Source organism: Geodermatophilus sp. CPCC 205761, assembly GCF_051383655.1.
In the GTDB taxonomy this organism is placed as follows: domain Bacteria; phylum Actinomycetota; class Actinomycetes; order Mycobacteriales; family Geodermatophilaceae; genus Geodermatophilus.
Map to the genome: position 1 here is coordinate 1 of NZ_JALPKQ010000059.1, position 20,789 is coordinate 20,789.

Genomic DNA, 20,789 nt, shown 5'->3' on the forward strand with positions numbered 1-20,789 from the left:
GGTCTGGCCGGTGTGGAACAGCGCCGGCACCCCGAGGGACTGCAGCTCCTCGTAGAGCGGGTAGACCCGCCGGTCGTGGGGCTGGAAGTCCTGCAGGCTGGGGTGGAACTTGAAGCCGCGGACCCCGTGCTCCTCCACCAGCGTCCGGGCCAGCCGCACCCCGGCCCTGCCACGGGCCGGGTCGATCGAGCCGAACGGGATCAGCACGTCGGCGTGCTGCGCGGCGGCCTCGGCGATCTCCTCGTTGGACAGCGTCATGTGCCCGGTCGCGGCCTCGGCGTCCACGGTGAAGATGACGGCGGCCATCTGCTTGTCGCGGTAGTCGGCGGCGATGTCGTGCACGGTGGGGTCGTACGGGTCGCCCTTGAAGTACTGGGCGGCCGCGGTGTTGAGCTCGTCGTCCAGGGCCAGGTGGCCGTGCAGGTCGGCGTGGACGTGCACGTGCACGTCGACGGCGACCAGCGCGTCGAGGTCCAGGGCCGTCACCGGGTGGCCTCGCCCTCGGCCGGGGGCTCGAACTGCTGGCCGACGGTCTGCTGGGCGGAGGCGTACGTGTCCGGCCAGATGGCCGCGATGGCGTCGGCCGACCAGCCGGTGCCGTCGGCGAACTCGACGACGACCTCGGCCGGGTGGGACCACAGCGCCAGCCGGTCACCGCCGATCCCGATGGCCTGGCCGCTGATGCCGGCGGCGGCGTCGGAGGCGAGGAAGGCGACGACGCCGGCGGCGTCCTCCGGGGTGCCGAAGCCCAGCTGCTTGCGCGCGTAGGACGGCAGGGGCTCGCCGGCCTTGAGCTTCTCGATGTAGGGCTGCACGAACGGCACGGTCTCGGTCATGGCCGTGGCGGCGACCGGGACGACGGCGTTGACGGTGATCTGGGCGCGGGCCAGCTCCATGGCCCAGGTGCGGACCATGCCGACGATGCCGGCCTTGGCCGCGGCGTAGTTGGTCTGGCCGAAGTTGCCGACCTGGCCGGTGGGGGAGCCGATGCAGATGATCCGGCCGCCGTCGCCCTGCTCGCGCATGCGGATGGCGGCGGCGCGGGTGCAGGTGAAGGTGCCGCGCAGGTGGGTGGCGATGACCGCGTCGAAGGCCTCGTCGGTCATCTTCCAGAGCGTGGCGTCGCGCAGGATGCCGGCGTTGTTGACCAGGACGTCCAGCCGCCCGAACTCGCTCACCGCCCGGTCGACCAGCGCCTGCGCGGCCTCGGAGGTGCCGACCGGGACGACCTCGGCGACGGCGGTGCCGCCGGCGCCGGTGATGGCGGCGACGGCGGCCTCGGCGACTGCGGCGTCGACGTCGTTGACGACGACCGCAGCTCCGCTGCGGGCGAGCTCGGTGGCGTAGGCGAGGCCGAGGCCCCGTCCGCTGCCGGTGACGATGGCGACCTTGCCGGAGAGATCCACTGCGGTACTCCTCTACCTGGGACGCGGCCCGCCGGGTGGCGGGCGCGGTGGTGCGCTGTCCGCGGGACGGCGGTCAGGGGCGGGCGGGGGCTCCGGCCGGGCGGCCGGGTCCGGGTGGTCCGGCGAAGGCCTGGGCGACGTCGAGCCACCGGTCGGCGTCGGCACCGTCGGCGCGCAGGTGCAGGTCGGCGCGGTGCCGGCGCTGGGTGACGCGCAGGCAGAAGTCGAGGGCCGGTCCGGTGACCCGCTGGGCCGCCTCGACCGGGCCCCACGTCCAGAGGTCGCCGTCCGGGCCGGTCAGCTCGACCCGGAACTCCTCGCCGGGGGGCGGCTGGCCGTGCTGGCGGAAGGCGAAGTCGCGGGTGCGCACGCCCAGGTGCGCGACGGCCCGCAGCCGCGGCGTGGCGGGAGTGGCCCGCCCGAGGGCGTCGCGGACGTCGACGCCGTGCGCCCAGGTCTCCATGAGCCGGGCCGTCGCCATGGACGCCGCGCTCATGTCCGGGCCCGAACCAGGGGAGCGCCGCGCCGGGCGGGAGGGCGGCCAGGGCCGTCGCGAGCGCGGCGCGCGCCGTCCGCCACCGGTCCAGCAGCTCGGCCGGTGGGGCGGCCGCACCGGCCTGGGCCGCAGGCTCCACCTCCTTGGCGACGTCCGGCCCGGCGGCGTCCCGGTCGGCCCGGAACCGCTCGGGCTCCGTCGCCGCCCGCAGGGCGACCTCGTCGGTCCAGGCGAGGTGGGCGATCTGGTGGGCGACGGTCCAGCCGGCCGCGGGGGTGGGGGTGGCCCACCCGGCGGCCGGCAGGCCCGCGACGAGCCCGTCCAGCTCCCCGGCCTCCTGGGCCATGTCGTCCAGGAGGCCGGTCAGCAGCGCGGAGGTCACGAGGTGGCCGTCGGCTGCAGCGCCGGGTCGGCCGCGGCCATCCGGCGCAGCTCGGCCCGCTGGATCGTGGTGGAGGCGGTCATCGGCAGGTCGTCGACCACCCGCCGGGCCCGCGGGACCATGAACCACGAGGGGCCTTCCGCCGGAGGGGTGGAGGGAGCGGACCGTGCGCGCAGAGCCGGGGACGCGCAGCCGACGAGTCGTGCTGCGCATCAGGGGGAAGGTAGAAGTAGGCGTGACGCGCGTCAAGCGCCCGTCTAACGTTGGACGTGTTTCGGGCGCGTGGCCGCACGCGTCCGGAGAGGGGTCACGGATGAGTGCCGAGGCAGCGGAGGTACCCGGGCCGACCGGCGAGGAACCCGCCGCACCGCCGAACGGTCACCGGCCCCAGGCACTGGTGTTCAGCTTCTTCGGTGGCGTGGTCCGCGGCCGCGACCTGCCGCCGATCCCGACGTCGGTGTTCCTGCGGCTGCTCGGCGGGCTCGGTGTCGCGGAGGCCGCCGCCCGCGCCACCCTCGCGCGGATGACGCGCAAGGGGCTGCTGGAGCGTATCCAGGTCGGCCGGGCCGCGCACTACCGGCTCACGCCGGAGGCCGATGCGCTCGTGCGCAAGGCCGACGAGCGGGTCTCCGCCCCCGCACCGTTCGAGCAGCCCGACGGGCAGTGGACCCTGCTGAGCTACTCGATGCCCGAGAGCCGGCGCGACCTGCGGCACAAGCTGCGGGCCACGCTCACCTGGGCGGGTTTCGGCGGCCTGCGGGACGGGCTGTGGATCGCGCCGGGCACCATCGACGTCGGCGCGGTCTTCGCCGACGCCGGGCTGTCGGAGGCGGCCGGCCTGGCGGAGTGGTTCAGCGCCTCGCCGCTGCCCGGCGTCCGGGTCGAGCGGTTCATCCGGCGGGCCTGGCCGGTCGACCGGATCCAGGAGGAGCACGAGACCTTCGTCCGGACCTGGTGGTCGTGGTCCGAGAACGAGGACCCGCTGGGCCAGGTGACGCTGCTCGGCGCGGACTGGCTGCGGGTGCTGCGGGCCGATCCCGGGCTGCCCGCGCGCTTCCTGTCACCGGACTGGCCTGCCGCGCGGAGTGCGGCCGCCTACCGCCGCTGCTACGACGCGCTGCTGCCGGCGGCCCAGCGGTGCCTGGCCGTCGAGCTCGGGCAGGCCGTGCCCGGCTGAGCCGGTCGGGAGCGGTCAGTCGCCGGGCCCGGCCGGCTCGTCCCGCGTCGCGTCCTGGTACCGGCGGAACCGCAGGGACTCGACCAGCACGTAGCCGAACAGGACGCACCAGGCGAAGCTGAGGAACGCCCGCCCCCAGTCCGCGTCCACGAGCAGCACCACCAGCTGCCAGAGGTTGTAGGCCAGCGCGCCGCCGGCGAGCACCTGCACGCCGCGGTTGCCGAACCAGGGCGGGCGGAGCGGAACGGGAGCCACGACGCCACGCTAGTCCGGGGACGGGTGTGCACCGCGCGCCGCCGGGCCGCTCGGGGAGCGGCCGGTCGTTTCCCGGGGGCGTCGGGAGGGCAGTCGACCGGTGACCGTCCCGCGCCGCCCGGTGCCGCCGGATGCGGCATCGTCGGATGTCGCAGCCCCGGGGGCACGCAGGCCGGCGCGGCGACCCAGGACCGCCTCCGCCCCTCAGCAGTTGGGAGTTCTCATGACCGAGCGGGCCGCTCCCGAACCCAGCGAGATCACCTACGACGAGCAGTACTACCCGGCACGTCCCCGCCCGCTGCGGCCCTCCGTCCGGCGCTTCGTCCGGACCGCTCGGCCCGAGGGCATGAACGGCGAGCCGGTCGCCGAGAACCACGAGTACGTGGAGTGGCTCGAGGAGCACTCCATGCTGCGGGACGCGAACGCGATCGCCTCCCAGCTGTCGGGGCAGGGCAGCATGTGGCAGAACCCGTACGCCAGCCCCAACCCCCGCATGGCCGTCGACCGGGCGCCGGTCTGGTTCACCGCCTATCCCATCTCCTTCATCACCGCGCCCGGCAAGAGCTATCTGGCCAGCCTCGGGGACGAGCAGCTCTGGGACGCCTTCGACCAGATCGGGATCACCGCCGTCCACACCGGTCCGGTCAAGATCGCCGGTGGCCTGAACGGGTGGCACCCGACGCCGTCGGTCGACGGGCACTTCGACCGCATCAGCATGCAGATCGACCCGGCCTTCGGCAGCGAGGAGGACTTCCGGACGCTGACCGTGACGGCGGCCGCGCACGGCGGCGTGGTCATCGACGACATCGTCCCGGGTCACACCGGGAAGGGCGCGGACTTCCGGCTCGCCGAGATGGCCGTCAAGGACTTCCCGGGCATCTACCACATGGTGCAGATCGAGCCGCCCGACTGGCACCTGCTGCCCGACGTCCCGCAGGGGCGCGACTCGGTGAACATCGACGCCAAGGCCGAGGCCGCGCTGGCCCGGGCGGGGTACATCATCGGCGAGCTGCAGCGGGTCATCTTCTACGAGCCCGGCGTCAAGGAGACCAACTGGAGCGCCACCCGACCGGTCAGGGGGGTGGACGGGGTGGAGCGGCGCTGGGTCTACCTGCACTACTTCAAGGCCGGTCAGCCCTCCATCAACTGGCTCGATCCCTCGTTCGCCGGCATGCGACTGGTCATCGGCGACGCCGCCCACTCCATCGCGGACCTCGGTTCGGGGGCCCTCCGCCTGGACGCCAACGGCTTCCTCGGCGTGGAGAAGAGCGCGGAGGGGCTGCCGGCCTGGTCGGAGGGCCACCCGCTGTCCGAGGCCGCGAACCACTTCATCGCCAGCATGGTGCGCAAGATGGGCGGCTTCACGTTCCAGGAGCTGAACCTGGCGATGGACGACGTGAAGGCGATGGGTGAGTCCGGGGCCGACCTGTCCTACGACTTCATCACCCGGCCCGCGTACCACCACGCGCTGGTCACGGCCAACACCGAGTTCCTCCGGCTGGCGCTCAACACCTCCCTGGGCATGGGCATCGACTCGGCATCCCTGGTCCACGCGCTGCAGAACCACGACGAGCTGACGCACGAGCTCGTCCACTTCTCGACCCGGCACAAGGACGACCTCTTCCCCTACGGCGGCGAGGAGCTCACCGGGCACGAGGTCGGACACCGCGTCCGCATGGACCTGTGCGACCGGCTGACCGGGACGTGGGCGCCGTACAACCGCACGTTCACCACCAACGGCATCGCCTGCACGACGGCCAGCGTCATCACCGCCACGCTCGGCATCCGGGACCTGGACCGGATGACCCACGACGACGCGGAACTGGTCAAGCGGGTGCACCTGCTGCTGGCGATGTACAACGCGCTGCAGCCGGGCGTCTTCGCGCTCTCCGGGTGGGACCTCGTCGGCATGCTCCCGCTCGAGGCCGACCAGGTCGCCTCCCTCATCGCCGAGGGGGACACCCGCTGGATCAACCGTGGGGCGCACGACCTGATGGCCTTCGCGCCGGGCACGCAGCGGTCGGACTCCGGGATGCCCGTGGGCCGGACGCTCTACGGGACGCTCCCCGAGCAGCTCGAGGACGACAACTCCTTCGCCCGGTCCCTGGGCCGGATCATCGCGGTCCGGAACCGGTACGGCATCGCCAAGGGCGCCCAGGTCGACGTCCCCGACGTCTCCCACCGGTCGATGCTGGTCATGGTCCACGCGATCGAGAACGGGCTCGTGCAGGTCACGGTGCTGAACTTCGGCGGCGAGCCGATCGCGGGCACCGTGCGGTCGGAGCACCTCCCGGCCGGCGCCCGGGTGCTCAACCTCTTCACCGAGGACGAGATCGGGACGGTGGACGACCTGAACAGCTTCCCCGTCTGGCTGGAGGGCTACGAGGGGCTGCCCCTGCTGATCACCACCAGGTGAGCACGTCGGTGGGGGCACGCCGTCCCCGCCGGGCGGCGGCGTCCGGCGGGGAGCCCGGGCGGCGGCTGGTGCCGCGTGCCACGCTCGGCGCGTGACTCGCGTCGGCCTGGTCCTGGGCGCCGGGGGCGTCGTCGGGCAGGCCTACCACTCGGGCGTGCTGGCGGTGCTGGAGCACGACCTCGGCTTCGACGGGCGCACGGCCGAGGTCATCGTCGGCACCTCGGCCGGCTCGATCACCGGCACCCTGCTGCGGCTCGGCGTCTCGGCCGAGGACCTCGCCGCCTGGACGGTCAAGGCGCCGCTGTCCGACGAGGGCGGCGTGATGCGGCAGGTCGCCGGGACGCCGGTGCCCGCCCTGGCCCCGTTCCGCCCGCTCAGCCTGCTGCGCCCGGGACGGCTGCCGGGCCGGCACATGCTGAAGCGTGCGCTCACCCGGCCGGGGCAGTTCCGGCCGCTGGCCGCCGGGATGGCCCTGCTGCCGCCGGGACGGCACGACATCCAGGAACAGCTGGCCGCCCTGCGCGAGCTCGAGAACCCGGAGTGGCCGGAGCCCCCGCTGTGGATCTGCGCGGTCCGCCGGCGGGACGGGCGCCGCGTCGTGTTCGGCCGTCCCGGCACCCCGCCGGTGCCCATCCACCTGGCCGTGGCCGCCTCGTGCGCGGTGCCCGGCCACTTCGCCCCCGTCCGGATCGACGGGCGCAGCTACGTCGACGGCGGCGTGCACTCCCCGACGAACGCGGCCGTCCTGCGGGGTCTCCGCCTCGACGTCGTCATCGTCATCTCGCCCATGAGCGGGACGGTCGGCCGGCGGCCCGACGTCTACGCCGCGGCCCGCTGGCACTCCGGCCGCCTGCTGGACCGGGAGGTCCGGGCGCTGGAGGCCGAGGGCGTCCGGACCGTCGTCTTCGCGCCCGGCGCCGCCGAGCAACGGGCCATGGGCAACGACATGATGGCCCGCGAGCGGTTGCACGAGGTCATCCGGGAGTCCTTTCTCGCCGCCGGCCGCCGCGCCGCCGGCCCGGGGGTCGTCGACCTCATCCGGCTGGCAGCGGATCCCGGATAGCGCCCGGCCCGGCCGCGGGTGGCACGATGCGGCCATGGCATCGACGCCGGTGCCCGCCGGGCGGGGCGGCACGGCGTTCGTCCTCGGTGGCGGGGGAGTGCTCGGCGCGGCCGAGGTCGGGATGCTGCGGGCGCTGTTCGAGCACCGGGTCCGGCCGGACCTGATCGTGGGCACGTCGGTGGGCGCGATCAACGGCGCGCTCGTCGCCGCCGACCCGGCGCCGAGCGCGGTGGACCGGCTGCGCGCGGTGTGGGAGGAGCTGGCCTCGCAGCGGATCTTCGCCGGGTCCGTGCTGGCCCGGGTGGGGACCCTGGTGCGGACCCGCACCCACCTGCACCCGCGGGAGCCGCTGCGGGAGCTGCTCGAGGCGCACCTGCCGGCGGCGACCTTCGCCGAGCTGCGCGTGCCCTTCCAGTGTGTCGCGGCCAGCATCGAGCGGGCCGCCGAGCAGTGGTTCGCCGAGGGCCCGCTGGTCGACGCGGTGCTCGCGTCCTGCGCGGTGCCCGGGCTGCTGCCACCGGTCGAGCTCGGCGGTGAGCACTACCTGGACGGGGGACTGGTGCACAGCATCCCGGTCGGCCGTGCGGTCGCGCTCGGCGCCGACACGATCTACGTGCTGCACGTCGGGCGGATCGACCGGCCGCTGCGCCCACCGACCCGGCCGTGGGAGGTCGCGCTGGTCTCCTTCGAGATCGCCCGGCGACACCGCTTCACCGCCGACCTGGCCGCCCTGCCGCCGGGCGTCACGCTGCACGTGCTGCCCTCGTCCGACCAGGGCCCGCCGGCGGCCGGCGACCTGCGGAACCTGCGCTACCGCGACTTCTCCGGCGTACCGGAGCGGATCGACCGCGCCTACGCCGCCACCCGCGACTACCTGGCGCGGGCCGGCACGTCCGCGGACGAGGGAGTCTGACGTGCTGCCACCCCGCCGCGTCCGCCGGGTCACCGGCCCGCTGATGATCGGTGCGCTGGCGGCCGGCGTGCTCCTTCTGCCCGTGCTCGTGGTCGTGGCGGTGGTGGTCTCCGTGTGGCTGCCGGGGCGCTGGCGCGCGCTGCGGCTGCTGGCCTTCGCGCTGGTCTACCTGGCGCTGGAGGTCGTCGGCCTCGGCCTCGCGGCGGTGCTGTGGGTGCTCAGCGGCTTCGGCCGCCGGCTGGACTCACCGGCGTTCCGGGCGGCCCACTACACCGTGCTCCGCCTGCTGCTCGACGCGCTCATGCGGATGGCGCAGCGGCTGTTCAGCCTGCGGCTGGTCACCGACGGCGCGTCCTGGTCACCGCTGGACGACGGGGTGCCCGGCTCGACGAACGCCATGGTGGTGCTCTCCCGCCACGCCGGTCCGGGCGACTCCTTCCTGCTCGTGCAGACGCTGATGAACCGCGACCACCTGCGCCAGCCGCGGATCGTGCTCAAGGACCTGCTGCAACTGGACCCGCTGATCGACGTCTACCTCAACCGGCTGCCCAACCACTTCGTGTCGGCCGATCCGGCGGTGGGGTACGGCTCGACCGAGGCGATCGCCGACCTGGCCCGCGACCTGGGCGAGGAGGACGCGCTGCTGATCTTCCCCGAGGGCGCGAACTTCACCCCGCAGCGCCGGTTCCGGGCCATCGAGCGACTGCGCGACCGCGGGCTGGTGGCCGCGGTGCGCCGGGCCGAGGCGATGCGGCACGTGCTGCCGCCGCGGCCGGCCGGGGTCACCGCCGCGCTGCGCGCCGCCCCGCACGCCGACGTCGTCCTCGTCGCGCACACCGGCCTGGAACACCTCAGCACGGTGCGGGACGTGTGGCGCGGCCTGCCGATGGACAAGACCCTGTACCTGCGCTGGTGGTTCATCCCGGCCGCGGAGGTCCCGCGCGACGACACCGAGCTGACCGACTGGCTCTACCGGTGGTGGCAGACGATCGACGACTGGATCGCCACCACGTCGGCCGCGCAGGACGCCGGCCGCGCCGGAGCGTGAGGGCGGCGCAGCCGGGCGGACGTTGCGCCCGACCACTCCGGCAGGATGGCACGGGTCACATCTGCTCTCGGGAGGCGACCGGTGAGTATCCCCGATGTAGCCGTTTCCGTCCGATCGGCGGGGTCCGGCACGTTCGCCGTGCCGCGGATCGAGGCCGAGCAGCGCCCCGACGGGCGCCTGGTCATCCGCAGCCGCGAGCCGCTGGGCGACCACCCGGTCAGCGTCGTGCACTCCTTCCGCGCACACAGCGAGGCGCACCCCGAGCGGCTGCTGGTGGCCGAGCGGGCCGCGGACGGGGAGTGGGCGCGGAACACCTGGGGGCAGGTCCGGGAGCAGGCCGACCGGCTCGCGCAGGGCCTGCTCGACCGCGGCCTGGCCGACCGGCCGGTCATGGTCCTGTCCGGGAACAGCCGGCTGCACCTGACCGTCACGCTGGCCGCCATGACCGTGGGGGCGCCGGTGGTCCCCACGAGCGTCGCGTACTCGCTGCAGAGCGCCGACCACGCCAAGCTGCGGGCGATGGCCGACCTCGTCGACCCCGGGCTGGTGGTGGCCGAGGACGCCTCGTTCGACCGGGCGGTCGCCGCGGTGCGGGGCGACCGGGTGGTGCTCAGCCGGGACGGCGACGTCCCCGGGTCCGTCCCGGCGGCCACGTTCGGCGCGCAGCCGACCGCGGAGGTGGACCGCCGGTGCGCGGGCCGGCAGCGCGGCGACGTCGCGAAGATCCTCTTCACCTCCGGCTCGACCGGCACGCCGAAGGGCGTGCTGACCACCCACGGCATGCTGGCCGCCAACCAGCAGCAGATGCTGCAGGCCTGGCCGTTCCTCGCCGGGGAACCGCCGGTGCTGCTGGACTGGCTGCCCTGGAGCCACACGTTCGGCGGCAACTTCTGCGCAGGTCTGGTGCTCACCCACGGCGGCGAGCTGTGGATCGACGACGGCCGCCCCGCCCCCGCCCTGGTCGAGCGCACGGTGCGCAACCTGTCCGACGTCCACCCCACCGTCTACCTCAACGTGCCGGCCGGCTGGGGGGCGCTGCTCCCGCACCTCGAGCGCGATCCCGCCGCCGCGGCGGCGTTCTTCGACCGGCTGCGGATCGGCTTCTTCGCCGCCGCCGCGCTGCCGCAGCAGCTGTGGGACCGGATCGAGGCCCTCGCCGCCGCCTCCGGCGCGCGGATGCAGATGACCACCGCGTGGGGGCTCACCGAGACCTCGCCGGCCGCCACCGCGGCGCACTTCGCCATCACCCGCAGCGACGTCCTCGGCGTGCCCCTACCCGGCGTCGAGCTGGCCCTGGTGCCGGTGGGGGAGAAGCGGGAGGTCCGGGTGACCGGCCCGAACGTCACCCCCGGCTACCACCGCCGGCCCGACCTCACCGCCGCCGCCTTCGACGAGGAGGGCTTCTTCCGCACGGGGGACGCCGTCGCCCTCGCCGACCCGGACGACCCCGCCGCCGGACTGCTGTTCCGCGGCCGGATCGCCGAGGACTTCAAGCTCGCCACCGGCACCTTCGTCAGCGTCGGCACGCTGCGGCCGAAGCTGCTGTCCGCGTCGCAGGGACTGCTCACCGACGCCGTGATCTGCGGCCAGGACGGCGACTGCGTGACCGCGATGGTCTGGGTCAGCCCGCCGAACGCCGGCCGGGTCGATGACGAGGGCGTCCCGGCGGAGGAACTGCGCGCCGAGCTCGTCGCCACCCTGCAGCGGCTGGCCGCCGAGGGCGGCGGCTCCTCGCAGTGCGTCGAGCGGCTGCTCGTGCTGAGCGAGCCGGCGCAGCTGGATGCCGGGGAGATCACCGACAAGGGCTACGTCAACCAGGCCGCCGTCCGTGACCGGCGCGCCGGCCTGGTCGCGCTGCTGACCGCCGACCCGCTGCCGCCGCAGGTCGTCGTCCGGACGGCGGGCTGACCGGCAGCGCCGTCAGCCGAGGGTGAGGGGCTGCCACGGGGCGAGCCACGGCCGGCGGCTGTGCTCCAGGCGGAGCACGCCCGGCCGGGCCTCGATGAGCTCCCCGAAGACGGTCGCGTACACCAGGCCGTCCTGTTCGTGGCGGACCACGAGGGCTCCCGGGTCGTCCCTCGGCGGCTCGCGCTGCACCAGCTCCCGCCAGCCGTCCGGGTAGCCGGCCCCGGTGAACAGCGGGAGGAACCGGTCGGCCTTGCGGTCCTCCGGGCCGCCCGAGGTGACCATCCAGGTGCCCGCCGGGTGCTCCGTCGTCACCAGCTCCGCGCCGTCGAAGTCCCAGGTGGTCAGCCGGTCCGGTGCGGCGAGGACGAGGAGGAAGCTGGCCATGCCGTCGACGCGGACGTGCGCGAGCCAGTCCGCGCCGTGCACGGCGCCCAGCAGCGGCAGCACGCCCCGGCTCGGTGCCCCCGGGTCGGCCGCCCGCTTCTGCGGCCGGTTGAGGACGAGCGCGGTGACCCCGGTGTCGACGTGGGTGGCGCACCACGTCCCGCCCGCCAGGCGGTCCCGGCCCCCGACGAGGGCGGCGTGCTCCGGCCACCAGCGGCCGGGGTCGTCGAACACCCGGCCGGTCAGCTCGTCCCGGAGCGCGAGGATCCGCACCGGCTCGCCGGGGGACCACCGCACCACCACCGTGCACACCCGGCCGATCGTCCCAGCTGCGGGTCAGTCCGTGCCGGCGCCGTCGCGCACCAGCCGGGCGGCGAGGGCCTCGGCGGCGTCGGTCACGCACCGTCGGAAGAGCGCGTCGTCGCCGGTGCACAGCCAGTTCAGCGACGCCCCGAACAGCAGGCCCAGCACCGACTCGGCCAGCACCTCGACGTCGCCCGACCACCTGCCGCCGGACGCCCCGGCCACCCGGCGCAGCAGGTCGAGGACGTCCCGGCGGTACTGCTCGGTGGACTCCCGCGCCAGGGCGTGCAGGTCCTCGTCCCGGCCGCCCATCATGCTCAGCTCCTGCAGCACCATCTCGGCGCCGGGGTCGGCGATCACGCTGTCGACGTAGCCGTCCAGGGCCCGGGTGAGCACCTCGGCCGGGCTGCCCCCGGCCTCCACCGCCCGCATCAGCACGGCGGTGGACCGCTCCCGATCGGCCTGGAAGACCGCCCGCACGAGCTCGGTCTTGGAGGCGAAGGCGTAGTGCACGGCCCCGAGGGGGACGTCGGCCTCCCGCGCGACCGCCCGGGTGGTGAGCGACCAGGCCCCGTCGCGCTGCATGACCCGCATGGCGGCGGCCACCAGCTGGACCCGGCGTTCGGCGACGGGGAGGTGGGCACGGCGTGGGGGTGTCACCCCATCACGGTCCCGTGCGCGAGCGCGGCGTGCGCGGCGGGCGCGGGCTCTCCGGCGGCCACCCGGGTGCCGCGGAGGAGGACGACGGCCTGGAGCGCGACGTACGCCGCGAGCACCGCGGCGAGCAGCAGCACCAGGTCCATGCCCACCACGAACGCCTCCTCGGCCGCGGCCAGCAGCGAGGCGGCGGTCTCCGGCGGCAGCTGGGCGGCCACCTCCGTGGCGCCGCCCAGGGTCTCGCGGGCCGCCGCGGGCACCCCCGGCAGGTCGCCGAGGGACGCGGCGTAGGCGGTCAGCCCGACGGTGCCGAGCACCGCCGTGCCCATCGCCCCGCCGAACTCGTAGGCGGTCTCGGAGATCGCCGCCGCGGCCCCGGCCCGCTCCGGCGGCGCCGTCGCGAGGATGACGTCGTTGGTGAGCGTCTCGGCCAGGCCGACACCCAGGCCGATCAGCACGCTGGCCAGGACCAGCACCGCCCGGTCGCCGTCCACCCCGAGCGCCGTGCCGACCCCCAGCCCGGCGGCGGCCAGCGCCATGCCGCCGCCGACGAGCCACCGCAGCTGCACGTGCCGGGCCAGCCGGGGAGCCGACAGCGCCCCGGCCACGGTGGCGACGGCGAGGGGCACCATCCACAGCCCCGCGACCACCGGGCTCATGCCCAGCACGAGCATCAGGTACTGGGGGAGGAAGAACATCAGGCCGAGCAGGGCGAAGACCGACAGCAGGTTGGTCGTGACCGCGACGGTGAACGCGCGGTGCCGGAACAGGCGCAGGTCGAGCAGCGGCTCGGCCAGGCGGCGCTGACGGCGGACGAACGTCCACAGCAGCGCCACGCCGGTGGCGAGGGCGAGCACCACGGGCAGGCCGGCGCCGTCCTCGGCCGAGGTCTTGAGCGCGTACACCAGCGGCAGCACGCCCGCGATGGACAGGACGGCGGACAGCAGGTCGAAGGGGCCCGGCCGCGGGTTGCGCGACTCGGGCAGCAGCAGGAGGGCTCCGACGACCAGCGCGACCATGACCGGGGTGTTCACCAGGAACACCGAGCCCCACCAGAAGTGCTCCAGCAGGAAACCGCCGGCGACCGGCCCGATGGCCGTCCCCCCGGAGAACGCGGCCGCCCAGACGGCGATGGCCAGCCGTCGCTCGGTGGCGTCGGGGAACACCGTGCGCAGCAGCGCGAGGGTCGAGGGCATCAGTGTCGCGCCGCCGAGCCCGAGCAGGGCCCGGGCCGCGATGAGCATCTCGGGCGTCGTCGCGAACGCCGCGACCAGCGAGGCGCTCCCGAAGGCGACGGCACCGGCCACGAGCAGCCGGCGCCGGCCGATGCGGTCCCCGATGTTGCCCATGAGCACCAGCAGGCCGGCGAGCAGGAAGGAGTAGACGTCGACGATCCACAGCAGCTCGGTCGCGGTGGGGTCGAGGTCGGCGGTGAGCGCCGGCACCGCGAACCCGAGCACCGTCATGTCGATGCTGATGAGCAGGACCGGAAGCGCCAGGACCGCGAGCGCGAACCAGCGACGAAGGGGACTCACGGGTGTCCTCGAGCGGGAGGGAGGCCAGGGGGGCCGCCCAGCGGGGCGGCGTCGCCAGTCTGGCACAGTTTTGGTCGATCGACCAAAACTTCAGTCGGCCCGGTCCGGGACGGGCAGCCCCGCCAGTCGCTGCTGCATCCCGGTGAGGATCGCCGCCAGCCCGAGGTCGAACGCGGCGTCCGCGCGGGCCTCGCCGCGCGGCCCGGCCTGCACCGCGGCGTCGAGCACCGGCGTCCGGCCGCCCTCGCTGCGCCAGACGTCGACCGGGGAGGCGAGTTCCAGGGCCGCGCCGACGGCGTAGGAGTCGAGCACCGTCACCCAGAGCACGACCTCGTCGGCGGGGCAGCCCGCCGCGGCCAGGAGGGCGGCCACCCGGTCGTAGCCCTCCAGCGCCGCGCCGGCGGTCATCGTCTGCCCGATGAGCAACGGGATCAGGTTCGGGTGGGCGGCCAGCCCGCGGCGGTAGGAGTGCATCCACGCGGTCACCTGCGCGGCCCAGTCGGTGCCGTCCAGCGGCGGCAGGTCCACCTGCGTGGCCAGCCGCTCCCGGATCAGCTCGACGATCTCCGCGCGCCCGGAGACGTGGTGGTAGATCGACGAGGCGCTCGACCCGAGCCGGCCCGCGAGCTCGCCCATCGTCAGCCGCCCGTGCTCGTCGATCAGCGCCAGCGCGGCCTCGAGGATCATCCCCACGTCGAGCAGTCGCCGGCGGCGCTGGGCCACGTGTCCTCCTGGGGTCGGGACGGGGTCGTCCGCTCGAAGTCTCGCGGATGCCTTGACCGTGAGGCGGAGCACACCCACACTAACCGAACGTCATTCGGATAAGGCGTCCGAGAGCCCTCGAGAGGACCCGTCGTGACCGCACCCCCGCCTCCGTCCACCGCCGGCAGCGAGCCCGGCCAGGGACATCTCAAGCACGGTGTCCTCGGCACCGGGAGCATCGTCTTCATGGTCGTCGCCGCGGCGGCGCCCCTGACCATCCTGGCCGGGATCGCCCCCCTGGCGATCCTCATCGGCGGCATCGGCGCCCCGGTCGCGTACCTGTTCGCCGGTGCCACGCTGGCCGTCTTCGCCGTCGCCTTCACCCGCATGACGAAGCACGTGGGCAGCGCCGGCGCCTTCTACGCCTACATCGCCAAGGGGCTGGGCCGCACGTGGGGGCTGGCGGCCGCGCTGCTGGCGCTGGTGTCGTACAACGCCATCCAGATCGGCGTCTACGGCCTGCTCGCGGTGCAGACGCAGGCGACGCTGGCCGACCTGTTCGGCCTCACCGTCCCGTGGCCGGTCATCGCCTGGTGGCCATCGCGCTGGTCTTCCTCGTCGGGTGGACCGGCATCGACGTCGGCGCCAAGGTGCTGGGCGTCCTGCTGGTCCTGGAGACCGGGATCCTGCTGCTGCTGGCCTTCGCCGTCGTCTTCCGGGGCGGCGCGTCCGGCCTCGACGCCGCCTCCTTCACCCCCGACGCGGTCTTCACCCCCGGCATGGGCGCGGCCCTGGCGTTCGCGTTCGCGGCGTTCATCGGCTTCGAGTCCACCGCGCTGTACCGCAGCGAGGCGCGCGACCCGGAGCGCACCGTCCCGCGGGCCACCTACGTCGCCATCGTCGGCATGGCCGTCACGTACGCCTTCATCGTCTGGGCGGTCGTGCAGGCCTTCGGCAGCGACCAGGCGCAGGCCGCCGCCGGCGGCGACCTGGCCGGCATGTTCTTCACCGCCATCACCACGTACGTCGGCCCGTGGGCGTCCACGCTGATGTCCCTGATGATCATCAGCAGCGTCTACGCCTCGCAGCTGGCCTTCCACAACGCGATCAACCGCTACGCCTTCGCCCTCGCCGAGGACGGCGTGCTGCCCGGCTGGTTCGGGACCACCCACCCGCGGTTCGGTTCCCCCTACCGCGCGGGGATCGTGCAGTCCGTGGTCGCCGCCGTCGTCGTCCTGGGGTTCGCGGTGGCCGGCGCCGACCCCTACACCCGCCTGCTGCTGTGGGTGAACACCCCGGGCGCGGTCGGCATCTTCGTGCTCATGCTGCTGACCGCCCTCGCCGCGGTCGCCTACTTCCTGCGCCGCAACCGGGCCGCGAGCACGCCCACCACCGTCGCGGCCGGGGTGACGAGCACGGTCCTCCTGGCGGTCGCGCTCTACGTCACGCTCGACAACGTCGAGCTGATCACCGCGTCCTCCGCGGCGGTCAACGCCGTGCTCGTCGGCATCGTCCCGCTGACGCTCCTGGTCGGGGTGGCGCTCGCCCGGTGGCTGCGGCGCAGCCGCCCCGCGGTCTACGCCCGCATCGGCGAGGGGCGGGACGACGGCGCGGCGGAGGTCCCCGCCGGGGCCAGCCCGGTGGGCGCGGCGTGACCGCCGCGGACCTGGTGCTGCTCGCGGACACGGTGCACACGCTCGTCCCGGGGAGCCGGCCGGTCGAGGCCGTCGCCGTGGCCGACGGCGTCGTCGTGGCGACCGGCAGCCGGTGGGACGCCGAGGACTGGCGGGGCGCCCGCACCGAGGTCCTCGACCTGGGCGCGGCCACGCTCACCCCGGGTCTCGTCGACGGCCACACACATCCGGTGATGGGCCTGCAACTGGCCGTGGACGTCGACCTCTCGCGGGCCCGCTCCCTCGCCGAGGTCCAGCGGCTGCTGGCCGCCGCGGCCGAGGGGCGCGGCCCCGAGGCGTGGGTGCAGGGCTGGGGTCTGGACCCGAACCTCTTCGGCGAGCAGCCCGTGACCAGCGCGCCGATCGAGGCCGCGGTCGCCGGTCGCCCCGCCTTCGTCCGGCTCTTCGACGCCCACTCGGCCCTGGCCACCGCGCGGGCGCTGGCGATCGCCGGCGTCGACGGCCCGCGGCGGTTCGCCTCGCGGTCGGAGGTGGTCTGCGACGACGCCGGGCGGCCGACCGGCCTGCTGCTCGAGGTCGGCGCGATGGACCTCGTCACCGCGCACGTCCCGCTGGACCCGGTGCCCGTCCGGGCCGCCCAGCTGCGCGAGCTGCTGCAGGGCATGGCGGCCACCGGGCTGACGGGTGGCCACGTGATGGACCTGCTCGGTGACAGCCAGGCCGTCGTCGCCGCGGCGGAGGACGCCGGCGACCTGCCGCTGCGGCTGCGGTTCGCCCCGTGGTGCCTGCCGGGCGCGGACGCCGACACGCTCGCCGAGCTGGTGCACGTGCAGGGCCGGGGCGGTCGCCGCTGGGGGATCGGCGGGGTCAAGTTCATGATCGACGGCACCATCGACAACGGCACCGCGTGGCTCGAGGAACCCGACGCCCTCGGCGGGTCGACGGCCAGCTTCTGGCCCGATCCGGCGGAGTACACCCGCGCGCTCCGGGCGCTCGCCGCGGCCGGCGTCCCGACTGCGACGCACGCGATCGGCGACGCCGCCGTGCGGCACGTCCTGGACGCGCTCGACGGCGTGGACCGGTCGGCGTCGGGCCCGCACCGCGTCGAGCACATCGAGACGCTGCCCAGCGCCCTGATCGGCCGGTTCCTCCGGCAGGGCGTGGTGGCCAGCATGCAGCCCACCCACTGCACCCACTTCACCCGGGCCGACCACTCGGACAACTGGTCCACCCGGCTGGGCGACGAGCGGGCCGACCGGGCCTGGCGCTGCCGCGATCTGCGCGACGCCGGCGTCCCGCTGGTCCTCGGCTCCGACTGGCCGGTGGCGCCCTACGACCCGCGCCGGGTGCTGGCCGACGCCCAGCTGCGCCGGCCGGCCGGCGAGCCCGACGTCCCGCCGGTCCAGCCGCACCAGGGGCTGACGCCGCTCATGGCACTGCAGGGCTACACGAGCCAGGCGGCCGACGCGGCGGGCGAGTCCGGTCGGGCCGGGCGGATCGCGGTGGGGATGCGCGCCGACCTCACCGCCTTCGTCGTCGACCCGCTGCTCGCCCCGCCCGACGAGCTCGCCGACGCCCCGATCGCGCTCACCACGGTCGGTGGCTGCGTCGTGCACCGGGACGCGCTGGTCGACGCCTGAGCCCGAGCCGGGCCCGGCGGGTGGTGCAGCAGGTCACAGGCGCAGAGTCGGGGCGTGGATGCCGCTCGCCGTCCCGCCGACGGTGCGGGGTACCGCGCCGGTGAGCGGGGGTTCCGCCGGGCCTCGTGGGCGATCTTCCTCGCGGGCGTCGCGGTGTTCGCGATGCTCTACGTCCCGCAGGTCCTGCTCCCCGAGCTGACCCGGGCGTTCGGGATCTCCTCGGCGCGGTCCACGTTGTCCGTCTCGGTCGCGACGGCCGGCCTGGCGGTCGGCCTGCTCGTGCTGGGCCCGGTGTCCGACCGGCGCGGGCGGACGGCGATCCTGCACGGCGGCCTGGCCGCGGCCGCGGTGCTCGGGGTGCTGGTCGCCGTGGCGCCGTCGTGGCCGGTGCTGCTGGGGCTGCGCGCGGCGCAGGGTGTCGCCCTGGCCGGACTGCCCGCCGTGGCCACCGCCTACCTGCGCGAGGAACTGCACGGCTCGGTGAGTGCGCGGGCGATCGGGCTGTTCGTCAGCGGCAACGCGATCGGCGGGCTGACCGGCCGGCTGCTCGGCGGCCTGCTGGTGGACCTCGGCGGTTGGCGGGCGGCGACCGGGGGCATCGCGCTGCTCGGGGTCGGCTGCGCGGTCGCCGTGCGGGTGCTGCTGCCGCCGTCCCGCCGCTTCTCCCGGGTGCCCCGGGAGGGGCGGTTGCTGCGCCAGCTGGCCGCCGCGCTCACCGATCCGGTGCTGCTCGGCCTCTACGGCAGCGCCGCGCTGCTGATGGGGGCCTTCGTCGCCGTCTACAACGCCGCGACGTTCCGGCTGGAGTCCCCGCCGTACGGGCTGGCGCCCGGCCTGGCCGGGCTGGTCTTCCTGGCCTATCTGCTCGGCTCGGCCAGCTCCGTGGGCGGCGGCGAGCTCGCCGGCCGCCTCGGCCGGCGGCTGGTGGTCCCGGTCGCCGTCGCCGTGATGGCCGGTGGGATCGCCCTGACCCTCGCCCGGCCGCTGCCGGCGTTCGTCGCCGGCCTGTGCGTGCTGACCGTCGGCTTCTTCGCCGCGCACGGCGTGGCCAGCGGCTGGGTGGCGCTGCGGGCGGCGGGCAGCGGGCGCGCGGTCGGGCAGGCGGCCTCGCTGTACTCGTTCTGGTACTACGTCGGTTCCTCCGTCGGCGGCACGCTGGCCGGCTGGGCGTGGGACGGCGGCGGCTGGCCGGCCGTCGTCCTCCTGGCCGGCGGGCTCACCGTCGCCGCCCTCGGCGTCGCGCTGGTGCTGGGCCGCAGCCGGAGCCTGCAGGCCGCCGGCTGAGCCGTCCGGCCGTGCCGGATCCGGCGCTCCGCGGCCGGCCGGGTGGACGGATCGGCACCTGCCCGGCGGCCGTCCGGTCGGGGAGGGTCGACGCGGATCCCCGTTCCCGTCCGAGGAGGACGCATGACCACCCCGTACTGGGTCGCCGGTGAGTCCAGGTCCGGCACCGAGGTGCTCGAGGTGCGCTCGCCGCACGACGGCACCCTCGCCGGCCGGACGACGCAGGCCCTCCCCGAGGACGTCGAGGCCGCGGTCGCCGCGGCGCACGGCGCCCGGGCGGCCTGCGCGGCCACGCCCGCGCACGTCCGCGCCGCCGCTCTGGACTCCGTCTCCCGGCGGCTGGCCGAGCGCAGCGAGGAGATGGCCGCGCTGATCACCGCGGAGTCGGGCAAGCCGCTGAAGTGGGCGCGGCTGGAGGTGGCCCGCGCGGTCTCGACGTTCCGCTGGGGCGCCGAGGAGGCCCGGCGGTGGTCGGGGACCCTGCAGCGGCTGGACACCGACCCGGCCGCGACCGGCCGGATGGCGCTGGTCCGCCGCGCGCCCCGCGGTCCCGTGCTCGGCATCGCGCCGTTCAACTTCCCGCTCAACCTGGTCGCCCACAAGGTGGCCCCGGCGATCGCCGTCGGCGCACCGATCGTGCTCAAGCCGGCCCCGGCGACGCCGCTGACGGCGCTCCTGCTCGGCGAGCTCCTGGCCGAGACCGATCTGCCGGCGGGCGCGTGGTCGGTGCTGCCGGTGCCCAACGAGGTCGCCGCCGACCTGGTCCGCGACCCGCGGCTGCCGGTGGTCTCCTTCACCGGGTCGGTGCCGGTGGGCTGGTCGATCCGCGACGCGGTCCCGCGCAAGCACGTCACGCTCGAGCTGGGCGGCAACGCCGCGGTGGTGGTGGCCCCGGACCAGGACGACGACGCCCTGGCGTGGGCGGCCGCCCGGATCGCGACCTTCGCGATGTACCAGGCCGGCCAGTCCTGCATCTCCGTCCAGCGGGTCTTCGCCCACCGCGACGTCGCCGGGGTGCTCACCGACCGGGTCGTGGAGGCGGTGCGGAAGCTCCGCACCGGCGACCCGACCGACGACGCCACCGACGTCGGCCCGCTCATCGACGAGTCGGCCGCCCGCCGCGTGGAGGTCTGGGTCGACGAGGCGGTCGCCGCCGGGGCGCGGGTGCTGACCGGTGGCCGCCGCGACGGCGCGGCGTACGAGCCGACCGTCCTCACCGGCGTGCCGGCCGACGCGAGGGTGTCCTGCGAGGAGGTCTTCGGGCCCGTCGTCGTCCTGGACGCCGTCGACTCGGTCGACGAGGCGTTCGCGCGGGTGAACGACAGCCGCTTCGGCCTGCAGGCCGGCGTCTTCACCCGGGACCTGCAGCTGGCCTTCCGCGCCGCGCGGGAGCTCGAGGTCGGCGGCGTCGTCATCGGTGACGTCCCGAGCTTCCGCGCCGACCAGATGCCCTACGGCGGGCTCAAGGACTCCGGCACCGGCCGGGAGGGCGTGCACGCCGCCATGGAGGACCTCACCGAGGAGCGGGTGCTCGTCCTCACCGACGTCGACGTCTGAAGCGTCCGAGCGGCGCCGAGGGGCCCGGT

The 20,789-nt window shown here is 75.2% G+C and carries 19 protein-coding genes and 1 pseudogene; 10 read left to right on the plus strand and 10 right to left on the minus strand.

The features are described from left to right. From MY526_RS23980 to MY526_RS24000, 5 genes and pseudogenes are all read right to left on the minus strand, one after another. Positions 1-486, minus strand: a 486-nt coding sequence (locus tag MY526_RS23980; protein WP_436705222.1) for an amidohydrolase family protein, incomplete at its 3' end; no start/stop codon positions are given. Then, positions 483-1,406, minus strand: a complete 924-nt coding sequence (locus MY526_RS23985; RefSeq protein WP_436694938.1) for an SDR family oxidoreductase — start codon at positions 1,404-1,406, stop codon at positions 483-485. The genes MY526_RS23980 and MY526_RS23985, both read right to left, overlap by 4 nt. A gap of 73 nt (positions 1,407-1,479) precedes the next feature. Then, positions 1,480-1,902 carry a maleylpyruvate isomerase family mycothiol-dependent enzyme gene (locus MY526_RS23990; protein ID WP_436694940.1) on the minus strand — a complete coding sequence of 141 codons (423 nt, stop codon included), beginning with the start codon at positions 1,900-1,902 and terminating at the stop codon, positions 1,480-1,482. A gap of 55 nt (positions 1,903-1,957) precedes the next feature. After that, a pseudogene (locus MY526_RS23995) lies at positions 1,958-2,248 on the minus strand (maleylpyruvate isomerase N-terminal domain-containing protein); the annotation flags it as partial. A 32-nt stretch (positions 2,249-2,280) separates the two neighbouring features. Then, positions 2,281-2,406, minus strand: a complete 126-nt coding sequence (locus MY526_RS24000) for a hypothetical protein (RefSeq protein WP_436694941.1) — start codon at positions 2,404-2,406, stop codon at positions 2,281-2,283. 191 nt (positions 2,407-2,597) lie between these two features. On the opposite strand from MY526_RS24000, the gene MY526_RS24005 reads away from it, so the two are divergent. Continuing rightward, complete coding sequence (locus tag MY526_RS24005) at positions 2,598-3,461, plus strand: PaaX family transcriptional regulator (RefSeq protein WP_436705223.1); 864 nt, start codon at positions 2,598-2,600, stop codon at positions 3,459-3,461. Positions 3,462-3,476: 15 nt separating this feature from the next. On the opposite strand, the gene MY526_RS24010 is transcribed toward MY526_RS24005, so the two are convergent. Beyond that, positions 3,477-3,716: a hypothetical protein gene (locus MY526_RS24010; protein WP_436694943.1), complete on the minus strand. Its 240-nt coding sequence runs from the start codon at positions 3,714-3,716 to the stop codon at positions 3,477-3,479. Positions 3,717-3,939: 223 nt separating this feature from the next. On the opposite strand from MY526_RS24010, the gene treS reads away from it, so the two are divergent. The 5 genes from treS (at position 3,940) to MY526_RS24035 (ending at position 11,064) form a co-directional block, all read left to right on the plus strand. Further along, positions 3,940-6,132: a maltose alpha-D-glucosyltransferase gene (treS, locus tag MY526_RS24015; RefSeq protein ID WP_436694944.1), complete on the plus strand. Its 2,193-nt coding sequence runs from the start codon at positions 3,940-3,942 to the stop codon at positions 6,130-6,132. A 91-nt stretch (positions 6,133-6,223) separates the two neighbouring features. Further along, positions 6,224-7,195 carry a patatin-like phospholipase family protein gene (locus MY526_RS24020; protein WP_436705224.1) on the plus strand — a complete coding sequence of 324 codons (972 nt, stop codon included), beginning with the start codon at positions 6,224-6,226 and terminating at the stop codon, positions 7,193-7,195. A 34-nt stretch (positions 7,196-7,229) separates the two neighbouring features. Then, positions 7,230-8,108, plus strand: a complete 879-nt coding sequence (locus MY526_RS24025) for a patatin-like phospholipase family protein (protein ID WP_436705225.1) — start codon at positions 7,230-7,232, stop codon at positions 8,106-8,108. 1 nt (position 8,109) lies between these two features. Then, the gene (locus tag MY526_RS24030; protein WP_436694948.1) at positions 8,110-9,156 is read left to right on the plus strand and encodes a lysophospholipid acyltransferase family protein; all 1,047 of its coding nucleotides are present in this window, start codon (positions 8,110-8,112) and stop codon (positions 9,154-9,156) included. 138 nt (positions 9,157-9,294) lie between these two features. Further along, positions 9,295-11,064, plus strand: coding sequence for an AMP-binding protein (locus tag MY526_RS24035; protein WP_436694949.1), 1,770 nt, complete (start codon positions 9,295-9,297; stop codon positions 11,062-11,064). Positions 11,065-11,076: 12 nt separating this feature from the next. Here the strand turns inward: MY526_RS24035 and MY526_RS24040 are convergent, their stop codons facing one another. The 4 genes from MY526_RS24040 to MY526_RS24055 form a co-directional block, all read right to left on the minus strand. Continuing rightward, on the minus strand, positions 11,077-11,760 hold the full coding sequence (locus MY526_RS24040) for an NRDE family protein (protein WP_436694950.1): 684 nt from the start codon (positions 11,758-11,760) through the stop codon (positions 11,077-11,079). Between the two features lie 24 nt (positions 11,761-11,784). Continuing rightward, on the minus strand, positions 11,785-12,411 hold the full coding sequence (locus MY526_RS24045; protein WP_436694951.1) for a TetR/AcrR family transcriptional regulator: 627 nt from the start codon (positions 12,409-12,411) through the stop codon (positions 11,785-11,787). Further along, positions 12,408-13,943 (minus strand): MFS transporter, encoded by a 1,536-nt coding sequence (locus tag MY526_RS24050; RefSeq protein ID WP_436705226.1) that lies wholly within the window; start codon positions 13,941-13,943, stop codon positions 12,408-12,410. Before MY526_RS24050 ends, MY526_RS24045 begins: the two co-directional genes overlap by 4 nt. Before the next feature lie 90 nt (positions 13,944-14,033). Then, complete coding sequence (locus MY526_RS24055; protein ID WP_436705227.1) at positions 14,034-14,666, minus strand: TetR/AcrR family transcriptional regulator; 633 nt, start codon at positions 14,664-14,666, stop codon at positions 14,034-14,036. A gap of 554 nt (positions 14,667-15,220) precedes the next feature. Between MY526_RS24055 and MY526_RS24060 the strand changes: the two genes are divergently transcribed. The 4 genes from MY526_RS24060 to MY526_RS24075 all read left to right on the plus strand — a co-directional run bounded on the left by MY526_RS24060 (position 15,221) and on the right by MY526_RS24075 (position 20,760). Then, positions 15,221-16,300: an APC family permease gene (locus MY526_RS24060; RefSeq protein WP_436705228.1), complete on the plus strand. Its 1,080-nt coding sequence runs from the start codon at positions 15,221-15,223 to the stop codon at positions 16,298-16,300. After that, the gene (locus MY526_RS24065; RefSeq protein WP_436694957.1) at positions 16,297-17,919 is read left to right on the plus strand and encodes an amidohydrolase; all 1,623 of its coding nucleotides are present in this window, start codon (positions 16,297-16,299) and stop codon (positions 17,917-17,919) included. Before MY526_RS24060 ends, MY526_RS24065 begins: the two co-directional genes overlap by 4 nt. Positions 17,920-17,973: 54 nt before the next feature. Further along, positions 17,974-19,203, plus strand: a complete 1,230-nt coding sequence (locus MY526_RS24070) for an MFS transporter (protein WP_436694958.1) — start codon at positions 17,974-17,976, stop codon at positions 19,201-19,203. 123 nt (positions 19,204-19,326) lie between these two features. Further along, positions 19,327-20,760, plus strand: a complete 1,434-nt coding sequence (locus MY526_RS24075; protein ID WP_436694959.1) for an aldehyde dehydrogenase family protein — start codon at positions 19,327-19,329, stop codon at positions 20,758-20,760. Positions 20,761-20,789: the final 29 nt, after the last annotated feature.